The organism is Thermoflavimicrobium daqui (genome assembly GCF_003313465.1).
In the GTDB taxonomy this organism is placed as follows: Bacteria; Bacillota; Bacilli; order Thermoactinomycetales; family Thermoactinomycetaceae; genus Thermoflavimicrobium; species Thermoflavimicrobium daqui.
The window spans coordinates 417,050-439,250 of record NZ_KZ845664.1; the positions used below are offsets into that span (position 1 = coordinate 417,050).

Below are 22,201 nucleotides of genomic sequence, written 5' to 3' on the forward strand. Positions count from 1 at the left end.
TTATCACCTCGGCACTAATATACTAAATGATTTGTAATGAATCAATTTAAATATTTCAAAACACTATTGTTTGCGTAGAAGAAATGATATATTATGAATAATATATACTAAATTTATTCATTTCATTCAAATGGGGTGTATCTATGAGCAAAACCCATCACACCAATACAAACAATACACCACCTCTACCAATCATTCCGGGTCCAAAGGCGATTTTTGGCTGGAGAATAAATATGCTTAAGTTTTATCGTCATCCGTTTAGGTACTCACGTTGGTTATATCAAACCTATGGCAATCTGGTCGGACTTGAACAAGGAAACCCCTCAAATGTCTTTGCTTTCGGACCTGAATTAAATTATCAGATTCTCACAAATTCAGATTTATTTGAGGTGAGTCCCTCCACTGTCGCAAAAGTACCACGCGATACAGCACTGGGTCGTATGTTTTTTAATAACCTATCATTAATGACAGGTAAAAAACACAAACAACATCGTCGTTTAATACAACCTGCTTTTCATAGACAACAGATTATTCAATACTTGCAAGATATGGTTTATCTTACAGAACAACTAGTCAATGAATGGAAAGATCAAACTCGCATTGATCTAAATATAGAAATGAAGAAATTAACTCAGCGTATCGCTGTCAAGACACTCTTTGGATTGTACAATGAAACAGAACTAGAACGAGCCGGCGCATTCATTCAAGGTCTGACCAAATCTTTACCCTTAGTCATCGCAGCCCCTATTGATCTACCTGGCACCCCCTATCGTCGGACAGTGCGTTATGCCGAACAATTGGAAATGTATGTTCGTTCCCTGATCAAGCAAAAACGAGCTCAGCCAAATGCACAAGATGTACTCGCCTCTCTGATCCAAGCTCATGATGAAGATGGTACCAAATTAAGTGACGAGGAGTTAATCGGTCACACTTTCTCTTTATTTGTCGCTGGACATGAGACGACAGCCAATGCTCTAACATGGATAATTTTCCTTCTCAGTCAACATCCTAATATTCACCAAAAACTCTTAGCAGAGCTAAACGATAAACTACATGGAAATCCACCAACCGTGGAACAGCTCAGCCAATTATCTTTGCTCGAAGGAGTAGTGAAGGAAAGCTTACGCTTACTTCCTCCTGCAAGCATCGGAATTCGGATTGCTACGGCTCCATGTACTTTAGGGGGTTATCAGCTTCCTAAAGGTTCAAATATATACTATAGTCAATTTGTTACACATCGATTACCTGAACTATATGATGAACCCAATTGCTTCAAACCCGAACGTTGGGCTACGATCAAACGATCACCCTATGAATATCTTCCATTTAGTGCTGGGCAGCATATGTGTATTGGTTGGAGTTTTGCTATACAGGAAATAAAAGTCGTCTTAGCTATCCTATTACAAAAGTACCGTTTTTCAGTTGTCCCTCATACTAAGATTCAACCCAATTTAATGATGAGACCAGTTTATGGAATGCCAATGAACATTTCCCCACAAGACGGTCAGGTATCACAAGCACCTATTCGTGGAACAATTCATGAATTGATAGATATACCTATAAGTTCATCTCTATAATAAGAAGACGACGCAAAAGCAAAAAGAAAGAGATTTTCAAACAACATATCGTACTAATTTAATTCGAATTCAAGATCAGCTATATATTGTAGAGAAAGGGATGACTCCCAACCTTTTGAGTCATCCCCGTTATTTATGCTACAGTTACCTAGCATTAAAATAATTACCCTACTTTTATCTCACAAAAGAGACAGGATAACAATTTATCCTGTCTAAATAAGTATTGTATTGGTGACCATACGTGTAGAGAAACTTAAAGCTAATACAAAATGTAAAAATACTGAAGGAGGAATAAATGTAGATAGTTAAAATTGTATATTATTAATCAATATTTTCAGTCATTTACTCATCGTTATGCAGCTCATCTTCTTATAACAACAAATTGATTTAAATTATCCTTCTGGTGGGTCACTAATCATGGTAACACCTCATTTTAAAATCAAATGAATTAACTAACACTTGGAGGATCGCCGATTATTCTAAGCACCTCCTAGTTATTTTATAATATAATTTTACTCCTAACCAGAATCACAGTGATAATTATTGTTTTGGATTTTCTTCTGACTATTTTCAGTCCCCCCTATCATTTTTCTCTTTCATCTTGGGTACCTACAGTAACATAACATGAAATTTTAAACGAAATTAAATTCCCATCTTTTTATGACTATAAGCATCGGGTTTTTTATAGATCCCACTATTAAAGGCGATGGATAACGACTTCTATGAATTTAACATACTTGCGTAAGAAATCTCCCGCTTCTATAAGCGGCGAGATGAATTACGGGTCAGACGAGAGAGGGAGGTTTTTTGACCCTCTCGCAAGTCTGACCATTTTTTCTCTTTTCAGAATTGTTTTTTGCCTACTTATTTCACCTCGATGTTTCCACGAAACAAACGTATCTACGGATCGCTTAGCGAGAAGTAGTAGATGGTCTGTTCCGACCCTAGTACATCCCTTTTGTACCTGTTGCTTACTTAGGAATCCAGATGACTTTCCGATCACTTGGATCGAGTATCGAAGGGAAACCCTTCGATACGTGAGAGCTTCTTGATTCTGATGGTAAGAAACTCCCACTTCTTAGCGTAAGTGGGAGAGGTTCATTGTTACAAAATCGAAATTGAAGGGTTTAAGTTTTAAGGCATGATTTGGATGGATGTTTGCAACAATGAATGCCTTTTCGACTCTTATTACATTGCCGTGATCCTTTAAATTCAAGGATCATGGCTTTTTTTGTTGTGATGAATAGAGTAGATAGTCTTAAGTTAATTAACAGATTTACTATGGAATACAATTATTTTCATGTTATTTATGTTTAATGAATATTATGTATATGTACTTATTTATATGATAATAACTGGTTTTTTTATATTTATACTTGGAAATTAATATATTATTATTGATTTTTATTAGTGATTTATATAATATATTAAACATATTCTGGTTTAGTTTTTTCGGAGATAACATTTAGTATCTACAAATTGTTAAACTATTTATTGTAATTCAATTATTATTAATCACTTTTTATTAAATTGTTAAATTCATAATTTTTAGGAAGAGGACAAAGGGTATTATTTTTTCCTTTAAATTATCTTAACAATTTAATTTTAGATATTTTTACAGAAGAGGAGGACTACCATTGAAAGCAACACAAACTAAACAGGATTCAGTTTCTTCATCGAAGTTTGTTCCTTACATTCCTGCTTCGAAGTCGTTACCTGAATTAACTGCTGTTGCCATTATTTTTGGGATTATTTTAGCAATTATCTTTGGAGCTGCGAATGCTTATCTAGGACTAAAAGTAGGTCTAACCGTAAGTGCTTCGATTCCAGCTGCTGTTATTTCCATGGCTATTTTACGAGGAATTTTTCGTCGAAAATCGATCTTGGAGAATAATATCGTTCAAACGATGACAACTGCCGGTGAAGCGGTGGCTGCCGGAGCGATTTTTACGATTCCTGCTTTGTTTTTATGGGATTTAAAGCCTAGTCAACTATTGATTGTATTCATCGCGATTACAGGTGGAATTATGGGTACACTAATGATGGTTCCACTTAGACGCTTACTTATCGTCAAAGAGCATGAAACATTACCATATCCTGAAGGAACCGCTTGTGCAGAGGTTTTGAAATCGGGAGAAACAGGTGGGAATAGTGCTCGTCTGATCTTCTCAGGATTTATTATTGGTGGATTATTTAAAGCACTGGGAGATGGATTTAAGTTATTTAAAACTTCTGTTGAGGCCAAAGTAGTTGGTCTTAAAAATGCTGTTGTTGGGATGGATGCTATGCCAGCGATGCTTGGGGTCGGTTATATTATCGGACCACGAATTGCTGGTGAAATGATTGCAGGTGGACTGCTTGCATCACTCGTTTTCGTACCACTCATTAGTTTCTTTGGAGCTAGCAATACCGGGGTGATCTTCCCTGCAGACATAACGATTGGAAAGATGGTCGCAGGTGATGTTTATGGTAATTATATCCGCTATATTGGTGCGGGAGCTGTGGCGATGGGAGGAATTATCACCTTAATCAAAACACTTCCAACTCTATTTACTTCTGTTCGCGATACAGTCATCGGTCTGAGAGGAAAAGGTAGAGGTGTGCGAACTCTCGAACGTACAGATCAAGACATATCGGGTAAATGGTTAGTCATTGGAATTATCGCAGTGATTTTAGTGATTGCTTTTAATCCGATGACGCATATTGGCATTGTTGGAGCTATTGCTATCGCGATATTTGGATTCTTATTTGTGGCTGTAGCATCAAGGGTTGTCGGAATTGTAGGAAGTTCATCGTTGCCCGTTTCTGGTATGACTATTGCTACCTTATTAATTGTAACTGTGATTTATAAAGCAATGGGAATGTCTGGAACCAAAGGAATGGCAACAGCACTAATTACAGCAGCTATTATTTGTATGGCGCTTGCCATCGCTGGTGACATTTCTCAAGACTTAAAAACAGGTTATTTAGTGGGAGCTACTCCTTGGAAACAGCAGCTCGCTATGATGATTGGAGTAGTTGCAAGTGGTTTAACCATTGGATTTATCCTTATATTGTTTGATCAAGCCTATCATTTGGGTAGTGACGCTCTACCAGCTCCTAAAGCCGTACTCATGAAGATGATCATTGAAGGATTAATGGATGGAAATTTACCTTGGGAATTAATCTTTATCGGTGCTGCGCTTGCAATCTCAATCGAGTTTTTAGGATTAAACTCTTTAACGGTAGCGGTTGGTTTCTACTTACCACTTGCAACAAGTGTACCGATTATGATCGGTGGAGCCATTCGTTGGTTAACGGAGCGCTTTAGCAAAGAACCAAAGCTAAAAGCTGAGCGTAGCGAAAGAGGAACCTTATTTGCATCTGGTTTAATTGCCGGGGAAGCTTTAATTAGTGTGGTTGTTGCTCTCTTAATTGTTCCTGGTATTGTGAACCCAGATGCACCTGCAAAAATAGATAGTATGCTATTACCATTTGTACTCTTTATTGCATTAGGTGCAGTCTTATGGTGGATATCGGTAAAATCCAGTAAGAAAAAACAGGAAGGGTAAAAGATAATGTCCAATTCTTTCCTGAAAAAAAAAGGTAAAGAAAATGTCTTGGATAAAATCCCTGTTTTAAAAGAACTATATCAACTTGAATCCATTGATGAAGAAACCGTCCAAGTGGTTATTCCACGAACGAGTTTTATTGAACGACTTTCCGTTCGCTTTTTAAAGCAACCTTCACATATTCGTGTACGACTTGATCGTTTAGGAAGTTTTGTGATTGGTTGCTGTGATGGAAAGCATCGTGTCGAAGAAATTCAAGAGAAATTAATCGATCACTTTGGTGAAGAAGCAGAACCAGTATTACCTCGATTAGTTCAATTTCTTCAAATCATGGAGGTTAATGGTTGGATTACTTGGAAAGAGGCTGACTAAAAAGGTCAGCCTCTTTTTTATACATATATGCATGAGATCCGTGAAAATCACACATGTTAATGATATAAATAAATGCTGGATGTGATTGGATGCAATTGGCGCTTTGGTTTAAATGGATGATTGTGATCCTTGATGTACTTTTTATAGGTACTTTGTTTGTAGTAGGTTTTTATCGAACACACCAGCTTCCTACAGAAATACAAGAAATAGACGAATTTGAGGAAATAACTTCTACGAATCAAAGAGAGTGGCCATGTCAAAATGACTAGCCACTCTCTTTATTTATAGAAAGTCCATTTTCAACGGTGGAGAACGACTTTTGCTGTGTAAAGAAAGAATCATACATCTTTTTACATAGAGCCATATAAAGTTTTGGAGCAATCCGTTTGAAAAGAAGCAGCCAAAATAGCTTCTTTGGGATAACTTTCACTCGAGGTCGGTCGATAAGTTTGATCGTTTCATTAGCGACTGTCTCTGGATCGAGTAATTGACGTGCAATTAAGGATGGAAAAAGAGTTTTAGGATCTTTACCTTGGAAGAAAGGTGTTTGTACAGGACCAGGACACAAGATACCTACTTGAATTTGAGATCCATATTCAAGCTGTAGGGACTCAGAAAATCCGATCAATGCAAATTTAGAAGCGGAATAAGCTGATAAATTGGGAACGCCTGTTAGCCCAGCGATGGAAGCAATATTAATGATTTTTCCCCCGCCTGCACCCAGCATAGAGGGTAAGATTGCTTGGATTAAGCGAACAGTTGCCAAATAGTTGGTCTCTAAAATTCCTTGATAATCAGTAAAGGAAGTTTCTAATGTACCACCAAATGTCCCATACCCAGCATTATTAATCAGAATATCGATCTGTCCGTATTTGCTATATGCATACTGGACTAGTTTTTTTACTTGCTCCTGTTGTGTAATATCCGTTACAAAATAGTCACATTCCAATTCATGAGCAAGGGATTGGAGCTTATCCAGTCGGCGTGCGACTAGGAGTGGGAAATACTGATGGGTTCTAACCAGTTTCCTTGCTATGGCTTCACCAATCCCGCTCGATGCACCGGTTAAGAGAACAATCTTTTTAGTCATCTATTTTATATCCTTTATTTATGACATGGGAACTTGGGGTAAGATACGACCTTCAATCCGTTCAAAGATATCTTCGAGACTCTTTCCTGTGATTGTAAGACCATGATTTTTTAAACCAACCACTGCACGTGTGGGGTCTTCTGCCTGACGGATTTGCTCTGCGACCGCCTCAGCCAGCTGAATGGTTCCACAAGGATAGTTAATTTCTGTAGAAGGGATATCTTCCATCCAAGCATGAATATGTACAATAGCCCCTACCTCTGGATGTTCAGTATAGATCATCCAATGTTCAATGGCATCGACAGAGGCTCGACGAGGAGTAACATGAGGTGGTACGCTGATTTCCATTGATAAATCTTTGTCGTTAAACGATTTGATATATAGGATATCGCGACCGATCTCGGTTAAAGAGGCCTTATTTACTCCACTGGCGCTCATCCAAAACTCATTTTTCTGTTTGCGTGCACTTAGATTCCCATAGCTAAGTCCACCAATTCCATATAGACGTTGAATATGACGAAGCTCTTTGGGGGATAAAAGTTGATCAATCGGAAATGGTGTAGGGAGAAGATTCAATTGATCTAATTTTTGTCCGGCTTTACGTAAGCTTGAAGTAATCTCATCTCCCTGCCATAAGTCTTGTGGTAAGTCTGGAATAAAAATATTATCAATCACTAACTGTGAAGTAGCAAGTGGACGAATGCGATTGAAAACTTCCTGAAAGTAATCAGGGCTTGCTTCCTTATGTTTTGTCGAATAACATCCTTGCTCCAAAGTAACAAAATATGTTTGATGTGGGACAGATGAACGATCGAGATAGATCATCATGTTACCAAGTGAGCGTATAAGAAGTGGATAGGCTTTTTGTAATATATGTTGAGTGGGTTGATTATTTTCCACAATACTTAATACAAAGGTTCCTTTTCCTTTTCTACGAAAGTATTGTGGGTCAGCCGGATCAACAAAGTTAAATACGAGTTGAACATCTGGATACGATTCTTCTACAAAATTATACCCATTGGTTTGCATAATACGTTTTAAGCCTGTAGCAAAGCGATCTAATGTAAGGGTTTTTTTTGAGTTACCTATCATGGTAAATGTTTGCATAAGAAATTCCTCCATTCAGAGTCGTGTTAGTTATTTTTACCAATGATTTTAAATTTATAAGGAGTGATTTCTTGAAAAGATTACTTTTTATGTACAGAGGATATGTAAAATTGAAAATTAAAATATATAAAGTAGCTACTTGATAATTGTCTGAGTTTAAAAGAGTCCTTTTGTTTTTTAAAGTTTAATGAGTAGTGATATTTTTTGTTGATAGATTTATCGGATATAAATATAATCTTAAATGTTAATGAAATATTAATTCTATATTTAACCATAAGAAAATGGAGGCCATTATGAGAGATTCACTTACTCTTACAGAGAAATTTGCTTTACTTTATATGAATGGACTGAATCATGATGAAGACGTATTTGCTGAAGAATACAAAGAAGAAAAGAATATGTATGCGATATTGATTGAGCTTCTGATGGAGAAGTGTATTCAAATAAATGATCGACGTGTAGTTGAATTTGTTCAACCTCCTTTAGATCAACCTAAATATATGAATTTGGTCATTAAAGCTTTATCTGATCCCAATCCTTTACTAGCAAGAAAGCTCAAATCTTGGGTTGACTTTTTTAAAGCACGTGAGGAACTCCTTCATAAAATTCATTCGGATATTTTAGACAGATTGAAAAATAAAGACTTATTATTTGATATAGAGGAAAAACAGGTTTATTTAGTGATGACAAAAACCATCTATCACTTGGAAACAGATACTACCGAAAGTATGATAAAGCAAATGAAAAAAGAACTAATGGGAGATGAACCACTAACCAAGCAAACTTTTGCTTTATACCTTCTGCTTAAGATTACAAAGGTAGTAGACTATTATTTCTCTAAAGATATACAACGTAAAATAAATCAGATTCTAGATCTATATCTAACAGAAAATCAAGAAATTAAAGGCTGGATTCGTCAATTGCTCAGTACAGGAACAAAAGCTCCTAAAAAGAAGAATAAAGTAAAACGGAAGACAGATGAAGAAGATGATGAAGCTATCTATGAAAATGATAGAGAAGAAGATAATGATAACCAAGAAGGTGATGATGACGAAGATGAAGAAGGATTCATAGAGGCTGTTGGAGAATTTTTGTCTGAGATCTTTGACTAAACTTCTCCTGCCTTTTCGTCAAGAAAAGAAAGCTTAGGAACCCCCATGAAAAGAGATTTTACAGGAAATAGCCCGTCTAAAAGGCGGGTTATTTCCATTTGTAATGGTTGATATTATTAATCGAGATAGGAGGAATGATTAAAAAATAACCTTTTTGCTTCGTTTTCTGTCCCTTATAAGCAGCCCTTATATGATTGCCTGAAGTTTATGAGAGCTTTTTTGCTATTGATTTAGAAATAAAAAGTCGATAAGTCGATGAAGATTCGTACATACTATCTATAAACGAACTACAACTAAAAGGAGACTAAAAATGATTAATCAGCTACAAAATGAGCAGAATCCGTCAATCGAAGAGGAACTGAAAAAGAAAAATGTGATGCAATCGATCCAGCAACTTGGACAAACGACGGTACCTTCTCTAGAATCGAATATTTATTGTTTACCAGTAATTGGGCAGATTGAAGGACATTTAGTTATGCCACCCCAAAATAAAACGACCAAGTATGAACATGTTATTCCCCAAATTGTTGCAGCAGAACAAAACCCGAAAATCGAGGGAATGGTCATCGTATTAAATACAGTAGGAGGGGATGTAGAAGCAGGTTTAGCGATTGCAGAGATGATCGCTTCTATGAGCAAGCCAACCGTATCCATCGTACTAGGTGGAGGGCATAGTATCGGTGTTCCGATTGCCGTTTCATCAGATGTTTCCTTTATTGCAGAAACAGCTACCATGACGATACATCCAATCCGATTGAATGGTTTAGTCATAGGGGTTCCCCAAACATTTGAGTATATCGAAAAAATGCAAGATCGGGTGATTCAGTTTATTGCTAGACATTCAAAAGTTGATGATGAAAAATTACGCGATTTGATGTTTCGTACGGGTGAGCTGGCTAGGGATATTGGTACCAATGTGGTTGGGAAAGATGCCGTAAATATGGGGCTCATTGATCGAGTGGGTGGGATTTCCGATGCGATGATCGAATTAAATCGCTTGATCAAAAAAAATAAAGGAGAGTTATTACAATGATCCACTATACACCATTACCTCCTGAGCTGATTTTTTATAATCCAGAGGAGTCAGCATCATCGTCTCTTCGAGAAGTGATGATTGACGGAGTGCAGATGTTAGTAGAAATAAATCCAACTATGGAATTGAAAATTGTAAGACTTTTAAGCGGGAATCCAATGCATTACTTAGATCCCCGCTTACAACCTGGTAATATACTACAATTGATTCCAAAAATTTAGAAGTGTTTTTTCTGTTGGCGAGCGGACCATGCTATAATAAATTTTATGGATGGTTAAAAAGAGAAGGTGGTAGGATGGCTAGAAAAAAGAAACAATCGGCTCGCCAGACACAAATAAAAAAAGAGATCTTATTTGAAATCTATGGATTGATCATTCTTGCTCTTGCATTGATTACTTTAGCAAGCTATGGTGCAATCGGAAGAAATTTAACCTACTTAGCTCGATTTATCGTAGGGATGTGGGACTTTATTATTCCTTTATGTGCGATTGGTGTAGCTATCTATGTGATGGTGAGACGGGAGTGGCCGAAAGGTTGGTCCCCCCGCCTAACAGGAATTTTAAATATTTTGTTGGCTCTGTTAATGTTGAATCATTATTTTACTTTTGAAAAACTAGAAGCGAGTGGCCTTACTCAGACAGATTCTGTTTTTACAGTGATCGATACAACATGGGAGATGCTCTTAAAGGAAAGAGCGACAGAAGCAACGAAAGATGTGGGTGGAGGCATGATTGGGGCAATCATTTATGGCTTAGCCCACTTTTTATTTGATGATGTGGGGACAATGATTGTAACGATTGTGTTAATTTTAACAGGAGTGTTACTAATCACAGGATTTTCTTACGTTTGGCTATTTCAAAGTGGAAAGAAAGTACTAAAAGGGCATAAAAGACAATTAAAGAGCTGGTTAGCAAGGTATTTACAACAGAAGTATCTTGTAGGAAAGTCAAAAAAACATAAGAAAAAACATTCCAATAAGAAGGAAATCCCTTTTCCTTACTTCAAAGAAGAAGAGTTGGAGGATGTACCTCCTACCATCTCTGACTATCAAGATCAAGAATCTTTAGAAATGAATCATGATCAAGAACCACCACAGCAATTAACTCTACCTTTAGAAGCAGAGCAAGTTGAGAAAGAGCTAGAGAAGAAGGAAAAAGAGGAGGAAAAAGCAGGAGTTGAAGTTCAGTTAGAAACAAATGTGGATATGAAAAACTATCTTTTACCTCCTTATCATTTATTGCAAAAGGTGAAAAAAGGAAATAATAGTGATAAACAGGATTTAAGTTCAAATGCAAGAATACTTGTGAAGACTTTGGCTAGTTTTGGGGTCGAAGCTAAAGTTATTCATATTCATCGGGGTCCGACAGTTACCCGTTATGAGATTCAGCCACAAGTGGGTGTAAAAGTAAGTCGTATTGTAAATTTGGCTGATGATCTCGCTTTAGCGTTAGCAGCAAAGGATATACGGATCGAAGCACCTATTCCTGGAAAATCGGCCATTGGAATCGAAGTTCCTAATCCTGAAATTGCTGTTGTAAGTTTAAGAGATGTATTAGAAAGTGCTTCCTTTGAAAACTGGCCACAACTAAGTATCTCAATCGGGAAGGACATTACGGGCAAACCCGTTTTAGGACAACTAGGTAAAATGCCTCACTTACTAGTTGCTGGAGCAACAGGATCAGGAAAGAGTGTATGTATTAATGGTATTATTCTTAGTATTTTATATAAGGCTAAACCCAATGAAGTGAAGTTAATGATGATTGATCCTAAAATGGTAGAGTTAAATGTTTATAATGGAATTCCCCACTTATTAACACCTGTTGTTACAGAATCACGTAAAGCAGCTATGGCACTCAAAAAAGTAGTTCATGAGATGGAAAGACGCTATGAACTATTTGCCAAAAGTGGTGCACGAGAGATTGAACGTTATAATCAGCTTAAAGAGGATGTAAGTGAAAAACTTCCTTATATTGTAGTTATTATCGATGAGTTAGCTGATTTAATGATGGTGGCTCCTGCTGATGTAGAGGATGCAATTTGTCGTCTTGCCCAAATGGCTCGTGCAGCGGGAATCCATTTAATCATTGCTACTCAGCGACCTTCAGTAGATGTAATTACGGGAGTAATTAAGGCGAATATCCCATCACGAATCGCCTTTACAGTCTCCTCACAAGCGGATTCACGTACAATCTTAGATATGGGTGGAGCAGAGAAGCTACTAGGGCGTGGGGATATGTTGTATTTGCCTACAGGAGCTTCAAAGCCGATCCGTGTTCAAGGGTCTTATGTATCAGATGAAGAAGTAGAGTCTGTGGTAAAGTTTGTTAAAGAACAACAAAAACCAGTTTATGATGAAAAAATGATTCCATCTACAGAAACAGGGACAAAGCAAGAGGTGACAGATGAATTATATCCACAAGCTGTACAGGTGGTTGTCGAAGCGAAGATGGCCTCTGTTTCGCTATTGCAACGACGTTTACGGATTGGATATACCCGAGCCGCTAGATTAATAGATATGATGGAAGCCAATGGTATTGTAGGACCTTATGAAGGAAGTAAACCCAGAGAGGTATTAATTGGAAAAGAAGAAATTTCGTCAAATAGAAAGTAGCGCAAATGCAAAACACATGATATAAATATAAGGGGTAATTTTTTGAAGAAATGCTTTTGTATCTATTTCGTTGTATTTATAGTTTCTATATCATAAAATTATCCTAATTTCGTACAGCGTGTTATACATACTATTCTACTTTACAAACATGCTGTGAAAAATAGATAAAGGGAGGAACTTTTTGATGAAAAAGAGATCTTGGCTTGCACTAATGCTAAGTTCTGTACTCGTTCTCGCAGCAGGATGTAGCACTAGTCAGCAAGGCGGAGGAAATGACAAAAATGCGGGGTTTAAACTAGGTCTGGTGACAGACACAGGTGGGCTTAATGATCAATCATTCAACCAAATTTCTTGGGAAGGCGCAAAAAGAGCAGAAAAAGAATTGAAAGTTGATATTAAAGCATTAGAATCCAAACGTGATGAAGATTATGTGCCAAACCTAACCAAGTTTGCTCGGGAAAAGCGGGATATTATTTGGGCAACTGGTTTTAAATTTGAAAAGCCAATCCCAGAAGTTGCTGATCAATTCCCAAAAGTTCACTTTGGAATTGTGGATAGTAACCTAGGTGGTAAAGTTCCAAAAAACGTGATTGCTGTTACCTTTAAAGAGCATGAAGGTTCCTTCTTAGCGGGTGTAGCAGCAGCTTTAACGACGAAATCCAATAAAATTGGCTATATCGGTGGAATTAGCTCTCCTCTTATTAAGAAGTTTGAATCCGGTTTCAGAGCGGGTGTACAAGCAGCAAATCCAAAAGCACAGGTACAAGTTGCTTATGCAGAAAGTTTCACAGACGTAACTAAAGGTCGTTCGCTTGCTAAAAATATGTATAATGGCGGCGTTGATGTCATTTTCCACGCATCAGGTGGCGTAGGTAAAGGATTATTTGATGAAGTTAAAACGAGAGAAAAAGGTAAATTCTGGGCAATTGGTGTAGATATGGATCAATCCGCTTTAGCGCCTGATCATACCTTAACGTCGATGGTTAAGCGTGTAGATACTGCAATTTTTAATATTACGAAGGATCTTAAGGATAAAAAACTCGAGGCTGGGAAACATTTAGATCTTGGTTTTAAAGAAGATGCTTTAGGACTCGCTGATAGTAAGCATATGAGTGATGATGTTAAGAAAAAAGTTGAAGAGTTTAAGCAAAAAATCATCAAAGGCGAAATCAAAGTCCCAAAAGATGAGAATGAGCTAAAGTCCTTTAAATAATTAAAAAAAAATAAAGGCTAGCCTATAGCTAGCCTTTTTTGTTCTAGTTTATATGGAGGTGAAATTGAAGTGAATGCGGTTGAAATGGTTGGGATCACAAAGCGCTTTCCAGGAATAGTAGCGAATGATGATATCCATTTGACAGTCAAACAAGGAGAGATTCATGCACTATTAGGTGAGAATGGAGCAGGGAAATCTACTTTGATGAATGTTCTATTTGGTCTATATCAACCTGAAGAAGGCGAGATCAAAATAAAAAATAAAAAAGTAACGATTACAGGACCTACTGTTGCTAATAAATTAGGGATAGGTATGGTTCACCAGCATTTTATGTTAGTACAACCATTTACGGTAACTGAGAATATTATTCTTGGGGACGAACGTACTTCATCTGGGTTTATTGATTATAAAAAAGCAGAGAAAGAAATTCAACAGTTATCTGATCAGTATGGTCTAAAAGTAGATCCGCGAGCGAAAGCTTCTGAGATATCAGTAGGCATGCAACAGAGAGTAGAGATTTTAAAAACATTGTATCGTGGGGCAGATATTCTCATTTTTGATGAACCTACAGCGGTATTAACTCCGCAAGAAATTGAAGAGTTAATTGAGATTATGCGTAATCTAATTAAAGAGGGCAAAACTATTATTTTTATTACACATAAATTGAAAGAAATTATGAGTGTATGTGATCGTGTTACAGTTATTCGTCGTGGTAAAGTAATTGATACTGTCAATGTAGCCGATACGGATGAAAATGAACTGGCTGCACTGATGGTAGGTCGTGAGGTATCATTTGAGGTTAATAAAGAAGAAGCTAAGCCAGGTGAAAAAGTATTGGAAGTGAAGAGCCTGGTTGTAGAGGATCATCGAGGCATCCATGTAGTCGATGGTCTTGAATTAGAGGTTCGAGCTGGCGAAGTTGTAGGTATTGCAGGGGTTGACGGAAATGGTCAATCAGAATTGATTGAAGCGATTACAGGTTTAATGCCTGTGAAAGATGGATTAATTCAATTGAATGGAAAAAAGATCAATATTCTTGGAACAAGGAAAATTATAGAAGCTGGTGTCGGTCATATTCCAGAGGATCGGCATAAAAGAGGTCTCGTATTGGACTTCTCCATTAGTGAGAATATGGTTTTACAAACTTATTATAAGCCACCGTTTTCCAAAGGGTTGATCATGCAATATCGTGAAGTGGATAAATATGCGACCCGATTAATTGAGGAGTATGATGTGCGAACACCAAGCCAGCAAACATTAGCACGGTCTTTATCTGGTGGAAACCAGCAAAAAGCTATTATTGCCCGGGAAATCGATCGAAATCCCAATTTATTAATTGCGGCTCAACCAACTCGTGGTTTGGATGTAGGGGCTATTGAATTTATTCATCAGCGGATTATTGAACACCGTGATAAAGGAAAAGCAGTATTATTAGTATCTTTCGAGCTAGATGAAATATTGAAACTCAGTGATCGAATTGCTGTAATTTATGAAGGGAAAATTATTGGATGGGTAGATCCAAAAACAACGACGGAAGAAGAGCTAGGATTATTAATGGCTGGTCGCTCTAAGAAGGAGGGATAATAAATTGTCTCAACTAAATAAACAATCGACAATTGTTACGGCTTTAATTTCCATTTTTCTAGCAATGATTATTGGATCAATTGCTATGCAAGTTGCAGGTTATAATCCTTTCGCTGCATATCAAGCGCTATTTGTAGGTTCATTATTTCAAGCATTTGATCTAGGAGAAACCATTCGAACCACTACACCTTTGATTCTTACAGGTTTAGCAGTAGCCATTGCTTTTAGAACAGGATTGTTCAATATTGGTGTAGAAGGTCAAATGATTGTGGCACAGTTGGCATCCCTTTTAGTAGGGATTAAGCTAAATTTACCACCTGTTCTTCATATGATTGTGGCGGTTCTAGTAGGCGGGATTGCTGGAGCTATTTGGGGGTTTATTCCAGGTTTTTTAAAAGCAGTTCGCGGTGTGAATGAAGTTATTATCTGTATTATGATGAACTTTATTGCACTTTATTTATCCAATGTGTTAGTTCGAAACTGGTTAAGCGAGCAAGGGACTGACTCAACTCCAAAAATTCCAGAAAGTGCTTCTTTACGAGTAGATTTCCTTTCGGAAATGTTTGATAGCTCAAGGGTGCATCTGGGAATTATCATTGCTCTGATTATGGCTTTTGTTATGTATATTCTGTTATGGAAAACTAAGAGAGGTTATGAACTAAGAGCCGTTGGATATAACCCTTCAGCAGCAGAGTATGCAGGAATAAATGTCAAAAGAAATATCATTTTATCCATGGTTATCAGTGGCTTTTTTGCTGGATTAGCTGGAGCTGGTGAATTGTTAGGTACTCAGGGATATATGGCGATTCAGTCTGCATTTACAGGTATTGGATTTGATGGAATTGCGGTTGCACTTTTAGGAGCAAATACGCCAATTGGTGTAATTTTAGCCGCATTATTGTTTGGAGTCTTAACTTATGGATCACAGAATATGGAACACGTAGCCCAGGTTCCTCCTGAACTCATTCGTGTCGTAGTGGCAGCCATTATTTTCTTTGTAGCAGCAAATATCTCTGGAATACTTTTAGGAGCTGTGAAGAAAAAGAGGAGGGCAAAAGAATCGTGATTGATATGTTAACTAATATTCTTCAGACGACGGTTCTTTATTCTACACCGCTCATCTTAGCAGCAATGGGGGGCTTGTTTTCGGAACGCTCCGGTGTAGTTAATATTGGACTAGAAGGCTTAATGACGATGGGAGCATTTATCGCAGCTATTACATCTCTTAGCACTGGCAATCCCTGGATTGGTTTAATAGCAGCGATGATTGCAGGTGTGATTTTAGCATTACCTCATGCAGTCGCAGCCATTACATTTAAAGCAGATCAAGTCGTTATTGGGGTTGCTATCAACTTTTTAGCTTTAGGGCTTTCCGTTTACTTAGTCAAGTTTATGTATGATGCCGGACAGACACCTACAGTGCAGAAAAAGTTAGAAGCGGTAGCTATTCCTGGTTTAAGTAAAATTCCTATACTTGGACCTTCGATCTTTCAAGCGTCTCCTTTTACCTATATAGCTATCGTGGTTGTAATTCTTAGTTATATCATTTTATATAAAACTACGTTTGGAATGCGTCTTCGGGCAGTAGGAGAGCATCCACATGCGGCTGAAACAGCTGGTATAAGTGTAATTGCTATGCGTTATACAGCTGTATTAATTAGTGGTGCGTTAGCTGCTATTGGAGGGGCATGCTTATCCATTTCGATTGGGAGTGAATTTAACCAAGGAACTGTAGCTGGACAAGGTTTTATTGCTCTAGCTGCACTGATTTTTGGTAAATGGAATCCTTTTGGAGCCTTAGGAGCTGCAACATTCTTTGGATTTGCGGTAGCTCTTTCCTTAATGGGGCAGCTAATTGGGCTATCCAAATACGTTCCAAGTGAAGTACTGAGTATGCTACCCTATGTTTTGACGATTATTGCATTAGCTAGCTTTGTGGGTCGAGCTGTAGCCCCTTCAGCGCTAGGTAAACCATTTGAAAAAGGTAGTCGTTAAGACTATAACATCCCAAATCATATAGTGGTTTGGGATGTTATTTTTTGGGGCTTACTGAGTGATTTTCTTTAAAGTATATGTTTCAGGCTGGAATATGAAGTGTATAAGTGGATTTGTAAAAAAATTTTTGGATATACTAAAAAAAACGCTACAAATGATTTCCAACTTGTTTGGGTTGGTCTATAATGGAAAATATATGTTAGTTGAAGGAGAGGTGCCAACGTGACATACTCCCAATTTGAAACCATTTCTTTGGGAAATCTGCGAGTTCATGTGTATTCAAGTCCTAAATTTAAAACAACAACTTTGTCGATTTTGATTCAACAACGTCTCGCTCCAGATGTGCTTACGAAAACTGCTTTGCTTCCAAATGTCATGCAGCGTGGAACAGCCTCTTATCCATCTACTTTATCTCTAAAAAGAAAACTTGCAGATCTGTATGGTGCTATTTTATTTGGTGATGTGTATAAACGTGGTGAACGGCATATTATCCAGTTTGGTTTAGAAATTGCCAATGAGCAGTACTTGCAGGAGAAAGAATCACTACTTCAAGCAGGACTTTCATTTTTATGTAATGTTCTAACAGAGCCGCAGATAGAAAATAATGGCTTTGTAGAGTCGTATGTAAATCAGGAAAAGACGATTCTGAAGCAAAAGATAGAGAGTTTACGTGATGACAAGATTCGTTATGCTGCGCAAAGAAGTATGGAAGAAATGTGTAAAAATGAGCCCTATGCTTTATTTAATCATGGTCGGCTAGAAGATTTACCAAATATAGGCGCGCAAAATTTATATACATACTATCAAGAAGTTTTAAATACCTGCCCGATCGACATTTATTGTGTAGGGAATGTTTCTTCAGAAGAGATTTTACAACTGCTTGAAAAACGACTCCCAACCGATTTTATTTCAGCTTCACGAAATCCAATTCAAATAACCAGTACAACTCCATCCGTTAAAGATGTTAAAGTAGTTGTTGATCGCATGGATGTCAAACAAGGAAAATTGAATATGGGATGTAGAACCCATATAACAGCAAGCGACCCAGAGTATCCTGCCTTAATTATGTACAATGGTATTTTAGGTGGGTTTCCTCACTCGAAGCTTTTCACAAATGTACGGGAAAAGGCTAGCTTAGCTTATTATGCTTCATCTAGTATTGAAAGTCACAAAGGATTACTTACGATTCAGTCAGGAATCGAAATTGGTAATTATGAGAAAGCAGTTGCTATAATAAAAGAACAGCTGGAAGCAATGAAACAAGGTCAATTGAGTGAAAATGAAATTAATCAGACCAAAGCTACAATCTCCAATCAGTTTCGCGAACAACAAGATCGTCCGTATGATTTAATTAATTTCCACTTCCATTCGCTACTAAGTGGTACTCATCGTTCCTTATCAGATATGCTTGAACAAATAAAGGGAGTTAGGAAAGAAGATATTCAAAAAGTTGCTGAGAAGGTGCAACTGGATACGATCTATTTTTTACGCGATCAGGGGGGAGACCCACATGCAAAAGATTGAACATAAACAGGTTCAAGAAACACTATTTCATGAAAAGTTGCCAAATGGCTTAGAGGTATATATTTTACCAAAAGAAGGTTTTGCAAAAACCTATGCCACTTTTACCACGAAGTATGGCTCAATAGACAATACTTTTCAGGTTCGCGGAAAAGAAAAAGTAAGTGTACCCGATGGAATTGCTCATTTTTTAGAGCATAAAATGTTTGAACAAGAATCAGGAGAAGATGTATTTCAACAGTTTTCACGTCAAGGTGCTTCGGCAAATGCGTTTACAAGCTTTACGAAGACAGCTTATCTGTTTTCATGCACTGAAAATATTGCCCAAAATTTAACAACGTTAATCGACTTTGTGCAAAGTCCGTATTTTACAGATGAGAACGTAGAAAAAGAAAAAGGGATTATTGGTCAGGAAATTCGTATGTATGAAGATAATCCTGATTGGCGAGTTTATTTTGGTCTTATTGAAGCAATGTATCAAAATCATCCAGTCAAAATCGATATTGCGGGTACAGTCGAATCGATCTCTAAGATTAGTAAAGAGATGCTGTATACCTGTTATCACACTTTTTATCATCCAAGCAATATGCTTTTATTTGTAGTAGGATCGATAGATCCTAATCAAATCATGGAACTGATTAAGAGCAATCAAGCTGCCAAGTCGTTTGAACCTCAAGCTGAGATTCTGAGGTACTTTAAAGAAGAACCAGATGAAGTAGCAGAAAAAAGAAAAGAAATCAAACTCAGTGTTGGTATTTCAAAGTGTATGTTTGGCTTTAAAGAAAGTCAGCAAGCACTAGGGAAAACAGGTATTGAGATGCTGAAACAAGACCTTGCGACCAAAATCGCTCTTGAAGCGTTGCTAGGTAGTGGATCAGAACTATATCAAGCTTTGTATGATGAAGGGTTAATTGATGAGCAGTTTGGTTTTGACTATTCTTTAGAGCAAGGATATGGTCATTCTTTGATTGGAGGGGATACACCCCATCCAGATAAGCTTCTTGCTCGAATTCAAAGTGAACTTCCAAAGCTTGTCCAAAAAGGGATTGTCATCGAAGATTTCGAACGGATTCGCAAAAAGCGGGTTGGGTCAGCACTACGTTCTCTAAACTTTCCCGAATGGATAGCCAATCAATTTACAGGTTATCGTTTTAATGATATTGACTTATTCCAAGTGATTCCCATACTGGAACAGCTTACACTCGAAGATGTGAATAGTCGAATGCGAGAACATATTCATTGGGATCGTTTTGCTATATCCTTAGTTCAACCCATTAATTAGAAAGCGTGAGACTGTTGACAATCCAACCATATAAGAAAATTTGTCAACACTTCAAGCGTATCTTCCAAAAAGAAGGTACGCTTTTTTATGGAGGAAGATGAATGAAACTATTACAAGGACAAACCGCATGGATTACTGGGGGAAATAGAGGCATTGGAGCAGGGATTGCCATAGCACTTGCAGAAGCTGGAGCTAATCTGGCAATTGGTTTTCGAGAACAGGCAGAACAGGCCGAAAAGATCGTGACCATGTGTCAAGAGTTAGGAGTTCAAGCAATTCCAGTACAAATGGATGTAAAGGATTTTACGGCAATGCACGAGGCTTATCAATCTGTACGCTTTAACTTAGGGGAGCCTTCTATATTAATTCATAGTGCAGGTATTAGCCAAATAGGACTTTTTCAAGATATGACTCAACAACACTATGAGGAAGTCATGGATGTTCACGTCCGTGGAGCTTTTCATTTGATTCAATTCGGTTTACCAAGCTTACTTAAGCGAAAAAGCGGTCGAATCATTTTATTATCTTCCATTTGGGGAGAAACAGGTGGGGCTGAGGAAGTTTTATACTCGGCAGCTAAGGGAGCATTAAATGGAATGGCTAAAGCGCTTGCTAAGGAGTTAGCCCCCTCTGGGATTACGGTTAATGCAGTAGCACCTGGGGCCATTCATACACAAATGTTAAATCAGCAACTAACAAAGGATGAACAATATGAACTAGCCAAAGAGATTCCCATGGGAAGGCTTGGTACAGCTGAAGAAGTAGGTTCGCTTGTTCGTTATTTATGTTTACCCGAAGCAGGATATATCACGGGTCAAGTGATTCATGTTAATGGTGGATGGCATACATAAACTTTTTTAAGACTGTTACGAGAAATATCTATAGATAACTTTTTTGGTGATCATTCCTTGTATAAAACAGTAATGTTTCGGTCATATTACACCTAGACGCACTATAGTTGTAAACAAGGAGGGTTACCATGTCTGTTTTAGAAAACTTTCAGGAATGGAAGAATTTTTTATCAGAGCGAGTCAATCAAGCACAAGGTCTTGGTATGGATCAAAATACAATTAGCGATCTAGCTTATCAACTGGGAGATTATTTAGCTAAAGATGTTGATCCTAAAAATGAACAAGAACGTTTACTTCAAGAATTATGGTCTGTTGCAAGCGAAGAGGAACAAAAAACCATCGCAGGTTTAATGGTGAAAATGGTTAATGATGGTAAAAAATAAAATATATGTTAAAACGCCCGATTAGGGCGTTTTATATTTTGAAAAGAAATGATTCTTTTGCTGAAGAGGGTTCGCACATGTCTGAACATATGTTATACTTAAGAACATAAATTACGGAAAAGAATCAAAATAAAGGGGATGTGTTGCTTGGGTCAAGATGAATGGTACTTAGAATATGAGATCCACAAAAATAGACCTGGTTTATTAGGAGATATTGCATCCTTATTAGGAATGCTTTCCATAAATATAATTACAATTAGTGGTGTCGAAAATCAGCGGCGTGGAATGTTATTACGAACAAATGATTACAAAAAAATCGAAGTTCTAAGGCAAATATTGGAAAATGTTGATAATATTACTATAACTGCATGGCGTCCACCAAAGCTGGTTGATCGAATCGCAATTCGACATGGAAGATATTTGGATCGCTGTTTGGAAGATAAACGAACTTTTCGATTCACACGTGATGAACTTGGATTACTCGTAGATTTTATGGGAGAGTTGTTAAAGAGAGAAGGAAATCAGTTGATAGGTGTTCGAGGGATGCCTAGAGTTGGCAAGACGGAATCCATTGTTGCATCAAGTGTATATGCAAGTAAAAAGTGGGTTTTTGTATCTTCGACTTTGCTTAAACAAACGATACGAAGTCAATTGGCTTATGATGAATTGTCAGATCAACATGTCTATATTATTGATGGAATTGTATCTACAGTACGTTCGACAGAGTCACATGATATGTTAATTCGCGAAATTTTTCGAATGAATGCAGCTAAAGTGATTGAGCATCCTGACATCTTTGTGCAAAATACAGAGTTTACCTTAGATGACTTTAATTACATCATTGAATTAAGAAATCATCCAGATGAGCAGATTACATATGAAGTAGTTGAAAATAGAAGGATGGATTTTTTTGAATAGA

The 22,201-nt window shown here is 37.4% G+C and carries 19 protein-coding genes; 17 read left to right on the top strand and 2 right to left on the bottom strand.

Going from position 1 to position 22,201, the window contains the following annotated elements; genetic code table 11:
• Nucleotides 1–143 precede the first annotated feature (143 nt).
• The 4 genes from DL897_RS05025 (at nt 144) to DL897_RS05040 (ending at nt 5,769) form a co-directional block, all read left to right on the top strand.
• Nucleotides 144–1,577 carry a cytochrome P450 gene (locus DL897_RS05025; protein WP_113658042.1) on the top strand — a complete coding sequence of 478 codons (1,434 nt, stop codon included), beginning with the start codon at nt 144–146 and terminating at the stop codon, nt 1,575–1,577.
• A 1,637-nt stretch (nt 1,578–3,214) separates the two neighbouring features.
• The gene (locus DL897_RS05030; protein WP_113658043.1) at nt 3,215–5,128 is read left to right on the top strand and encodes an OPT family oligopeptide transporter; all 1,914 of its coding nucleotides are present in this window, start codon (nt 3,215–3,217) and stop codon (nt 5,126–5,128) included.
• 6 nt (nt 5,129–5,134) lie between these two features.
• A complete protein-coding gene (locus tag DL897_RS05035) occupies nt 5,135–5,500 on the top strand; it encodes a PqqD family protein (protein WP_113658044.1) in 366 nt (121 codons plus the stop codon).
• A gap of 89 nt (nt 5,501–5,589) precedes the next feature.
• Nucleotides 5,590–5,769 carry a hypothetical protein gene (locus DL897_RS05040; RefSeq protein ID WP_113658045.1) on the top strand — a complete coding sequence of 60 codons (180 nt, stop codon included), beginning with the start codon at nt 5,590–5,592 and terminating at the stop codon, nt 5,767–5,769.
• Here the strand turns inward: DL897_RS05040 and DL897_RS05045 are convergent.
• Both DL897_RS05045 and DL897_RS05050 read right to left on the bottom strand, forming a co-directional pair.
• On the bottom strand, nt 5,766–6,590 hold the full coding sequence (locus DL897_RS05045) for an SDR family NAD(P)-dependent oxidoreductase (protein ID WP_113658046.1): 825 nt from the start codon (nt 6,588–6,590) through the stop codon (nt 5,766–5,768). The two genes, DL897_RS05040 and DL897_RS05045, sit on opposite strands and share 4 nt — an antisense overlap.
• A gap of 18 nt (nt 6,591–6,608) precedes the next feature.
• Nucleotides 6,609–7,697 (bottom strand): class II aldolase/adducin family protein, encoded by a 1,089-nt coding sequence (locus DL897_RS05050; protein ID WP_113658047.1) that lies wholly within the window; start codon nt 7,695–7,697, stop codon nt 6,609–6,611.
• A 293-nt stretch (nt 7,698–7,990) separates the two neighbouring features.
• Between DL897_RS05050 and DL897_RS05055 the strand changes: the two genes are divergently transcribed.
• From DL897_RS05055 to DL897_RS05115, 13 genes are all read left to right on the top strand, one after another.
• Nucleotides 7,991–8,809, top strand: coding sequence for a GPP34 family phosphoprotein (locus tag DL897_RS05055; protein WP_168188651.1), 819 nt, complete (start codon nt 7,991–7,993; stop codon nt 8,807–8,809).
• Nucleotides 8,810–9,119: 310 nt separating this feature from the next.
• A complete protein-coding gene (locus DL897_RS05060; protein WP_113658049.1) occupies nt 9,120–9,842 on the top strand; it encodes a ClpP family protease in 723 nt (240 codons plus the stop codon).
• The gene (locus tag DL897_RS05065) at nt 9,839–10,063 is read left to right on the top strand and encodes a YlzJ-like family protein (RefSeq protein WP_113658050.1); all 225 of its coding nucleotides are present in this window, start codon (nt 9,839–9,841) and stop codon (nt 10,061–10,063) included. Before DL897_RS05060 ends, DL897_RS05065 begins: the two co-directional genes overlap by 4 nt.
• 74 nt (nt 10,064–10,137) lie before the next feature.
• On the top strand, nt 10,138–12,453 hold the full coding sequence (locus tag DL897_RS05070; protein ID WP_113658051.1) for an FtsK/SpoIIIE family DNA translocase: 2,316 nt from the start codon (nt 10,138–10,140) through the stop codon (nt 12,451–12,453).
• A 184-nt stretch (nt 12,454–12,637) separates the two neighbouring features.
• Complete coding sequence (locus DL897_RS05075) at nt 12,638–13,666, top strand: BMP family lipoprotein (protein ID WP_113658052.1); 1,029 nt, start codon at nt 12,638–12,640, stop codon at nt 13,664–13,666.
• An 84-nt stretch (nt 13,667–13,750) separates the two neighbouring features.
• Nucleotides 13,751–15,250 (top strand): ABC transporter ATP-binding protein, encoded by a 1,500-nt coding sequence (locus DL897_RS05080; RefSeq protein WP_113658169.1) that lies wholly within the window; start codon nt 13,751–13,753, stop codon nt 15,248–15,250.
• Nucleotides 15,251–15,254: 4 nt separating this feature from the next.
• Nucleotides 15,255–16,316, top strand: a complete 1,062-nt coding sequence (locus tag DL897_RS05085) for an ABC transporter permease (protein ID WP_276308555.1) — start codon at nt 15,255–15,257, stop codon at nt 16,314–16,316.
• Between the two features lie 5 nt (nt 16,317–16,321).
• On the top strand, nt 16,322–17,245 hold the full coding sequence (locus tag DL897_RS05090) for an ABC transporter permease (RefSeq protein WP_113658170.1): 924 nt from the start codon (nt 16,322–16,324) through the stop codon (nt 17,243–17,245).
• 222 nt (nt 17,246–17,467) lie between these two features.
• Entirely contained in the window at nt 17,468–18,769 is a 1,302-nt protein-coding gene (gene yfmF, locus DL897_RS05095) for an EF-P 5-aminopentanol modification-associated protein YfmF (RefSeq protein ID WP_113658053.1), read from the top strand.
• Nucleotides 18,756–20,048, top strand: a complete 1,293-nt coding sequence (gene yfmH, locus DL897_RS05100; protein ID WP_113658054.1) for an EF-P 5-aminopentanol modification-associated protein YfmH — start codon at nt 18,756–18,758, stop codon at nt 20,046–20,048. Before yfmF ends, yfmH begins: the two co-directional genes overlap by 14 nt.
• A 101-nt stretch (nt 20,049–20,149) precedes the next feature.
• Nucleotides 20,150–20,899 carry an elongation factor P 5-aminopentanone reductase gene (gene ymfI / locus DL897_RS05105; protein ID WP_113658055.1) on the top strand — a complete coding sequence of 250 codons (750 nt, stop codon included), beginning with the start codon at nt 20,150–20,152 and terminating at the stop codon, nt 20,897–20,899.
• Between the two features lie 128 nt (nt 20,900–21,027).
• Nucleotides 21,028–21,282 carry a DUF3243 domain-containing protein gene (locus DL897_RS05110; RefSeq protein WP_113658056.1) on the top strand — a complete coding sequence of 85 codons (255 nt, stop codon included), beginning with the start codon at nt 21,028–21,030 and terminating at the stop codon, nt 21,280–21,282.
• A gap of 147 nt (nt 21,283–21,429) precedes the next feature.
• A complete protein-coding gene (locus tag DL897_RS05115; protein ID WP_113658057.1) occupies nt 21,430–22,200 on the top strand; it encodes a DUF3388 domain-containing protein in 771 nt (256 codons plus the stop codon).
• Nucleotide 22,201 lies beyond the last annotated feature (1 nt).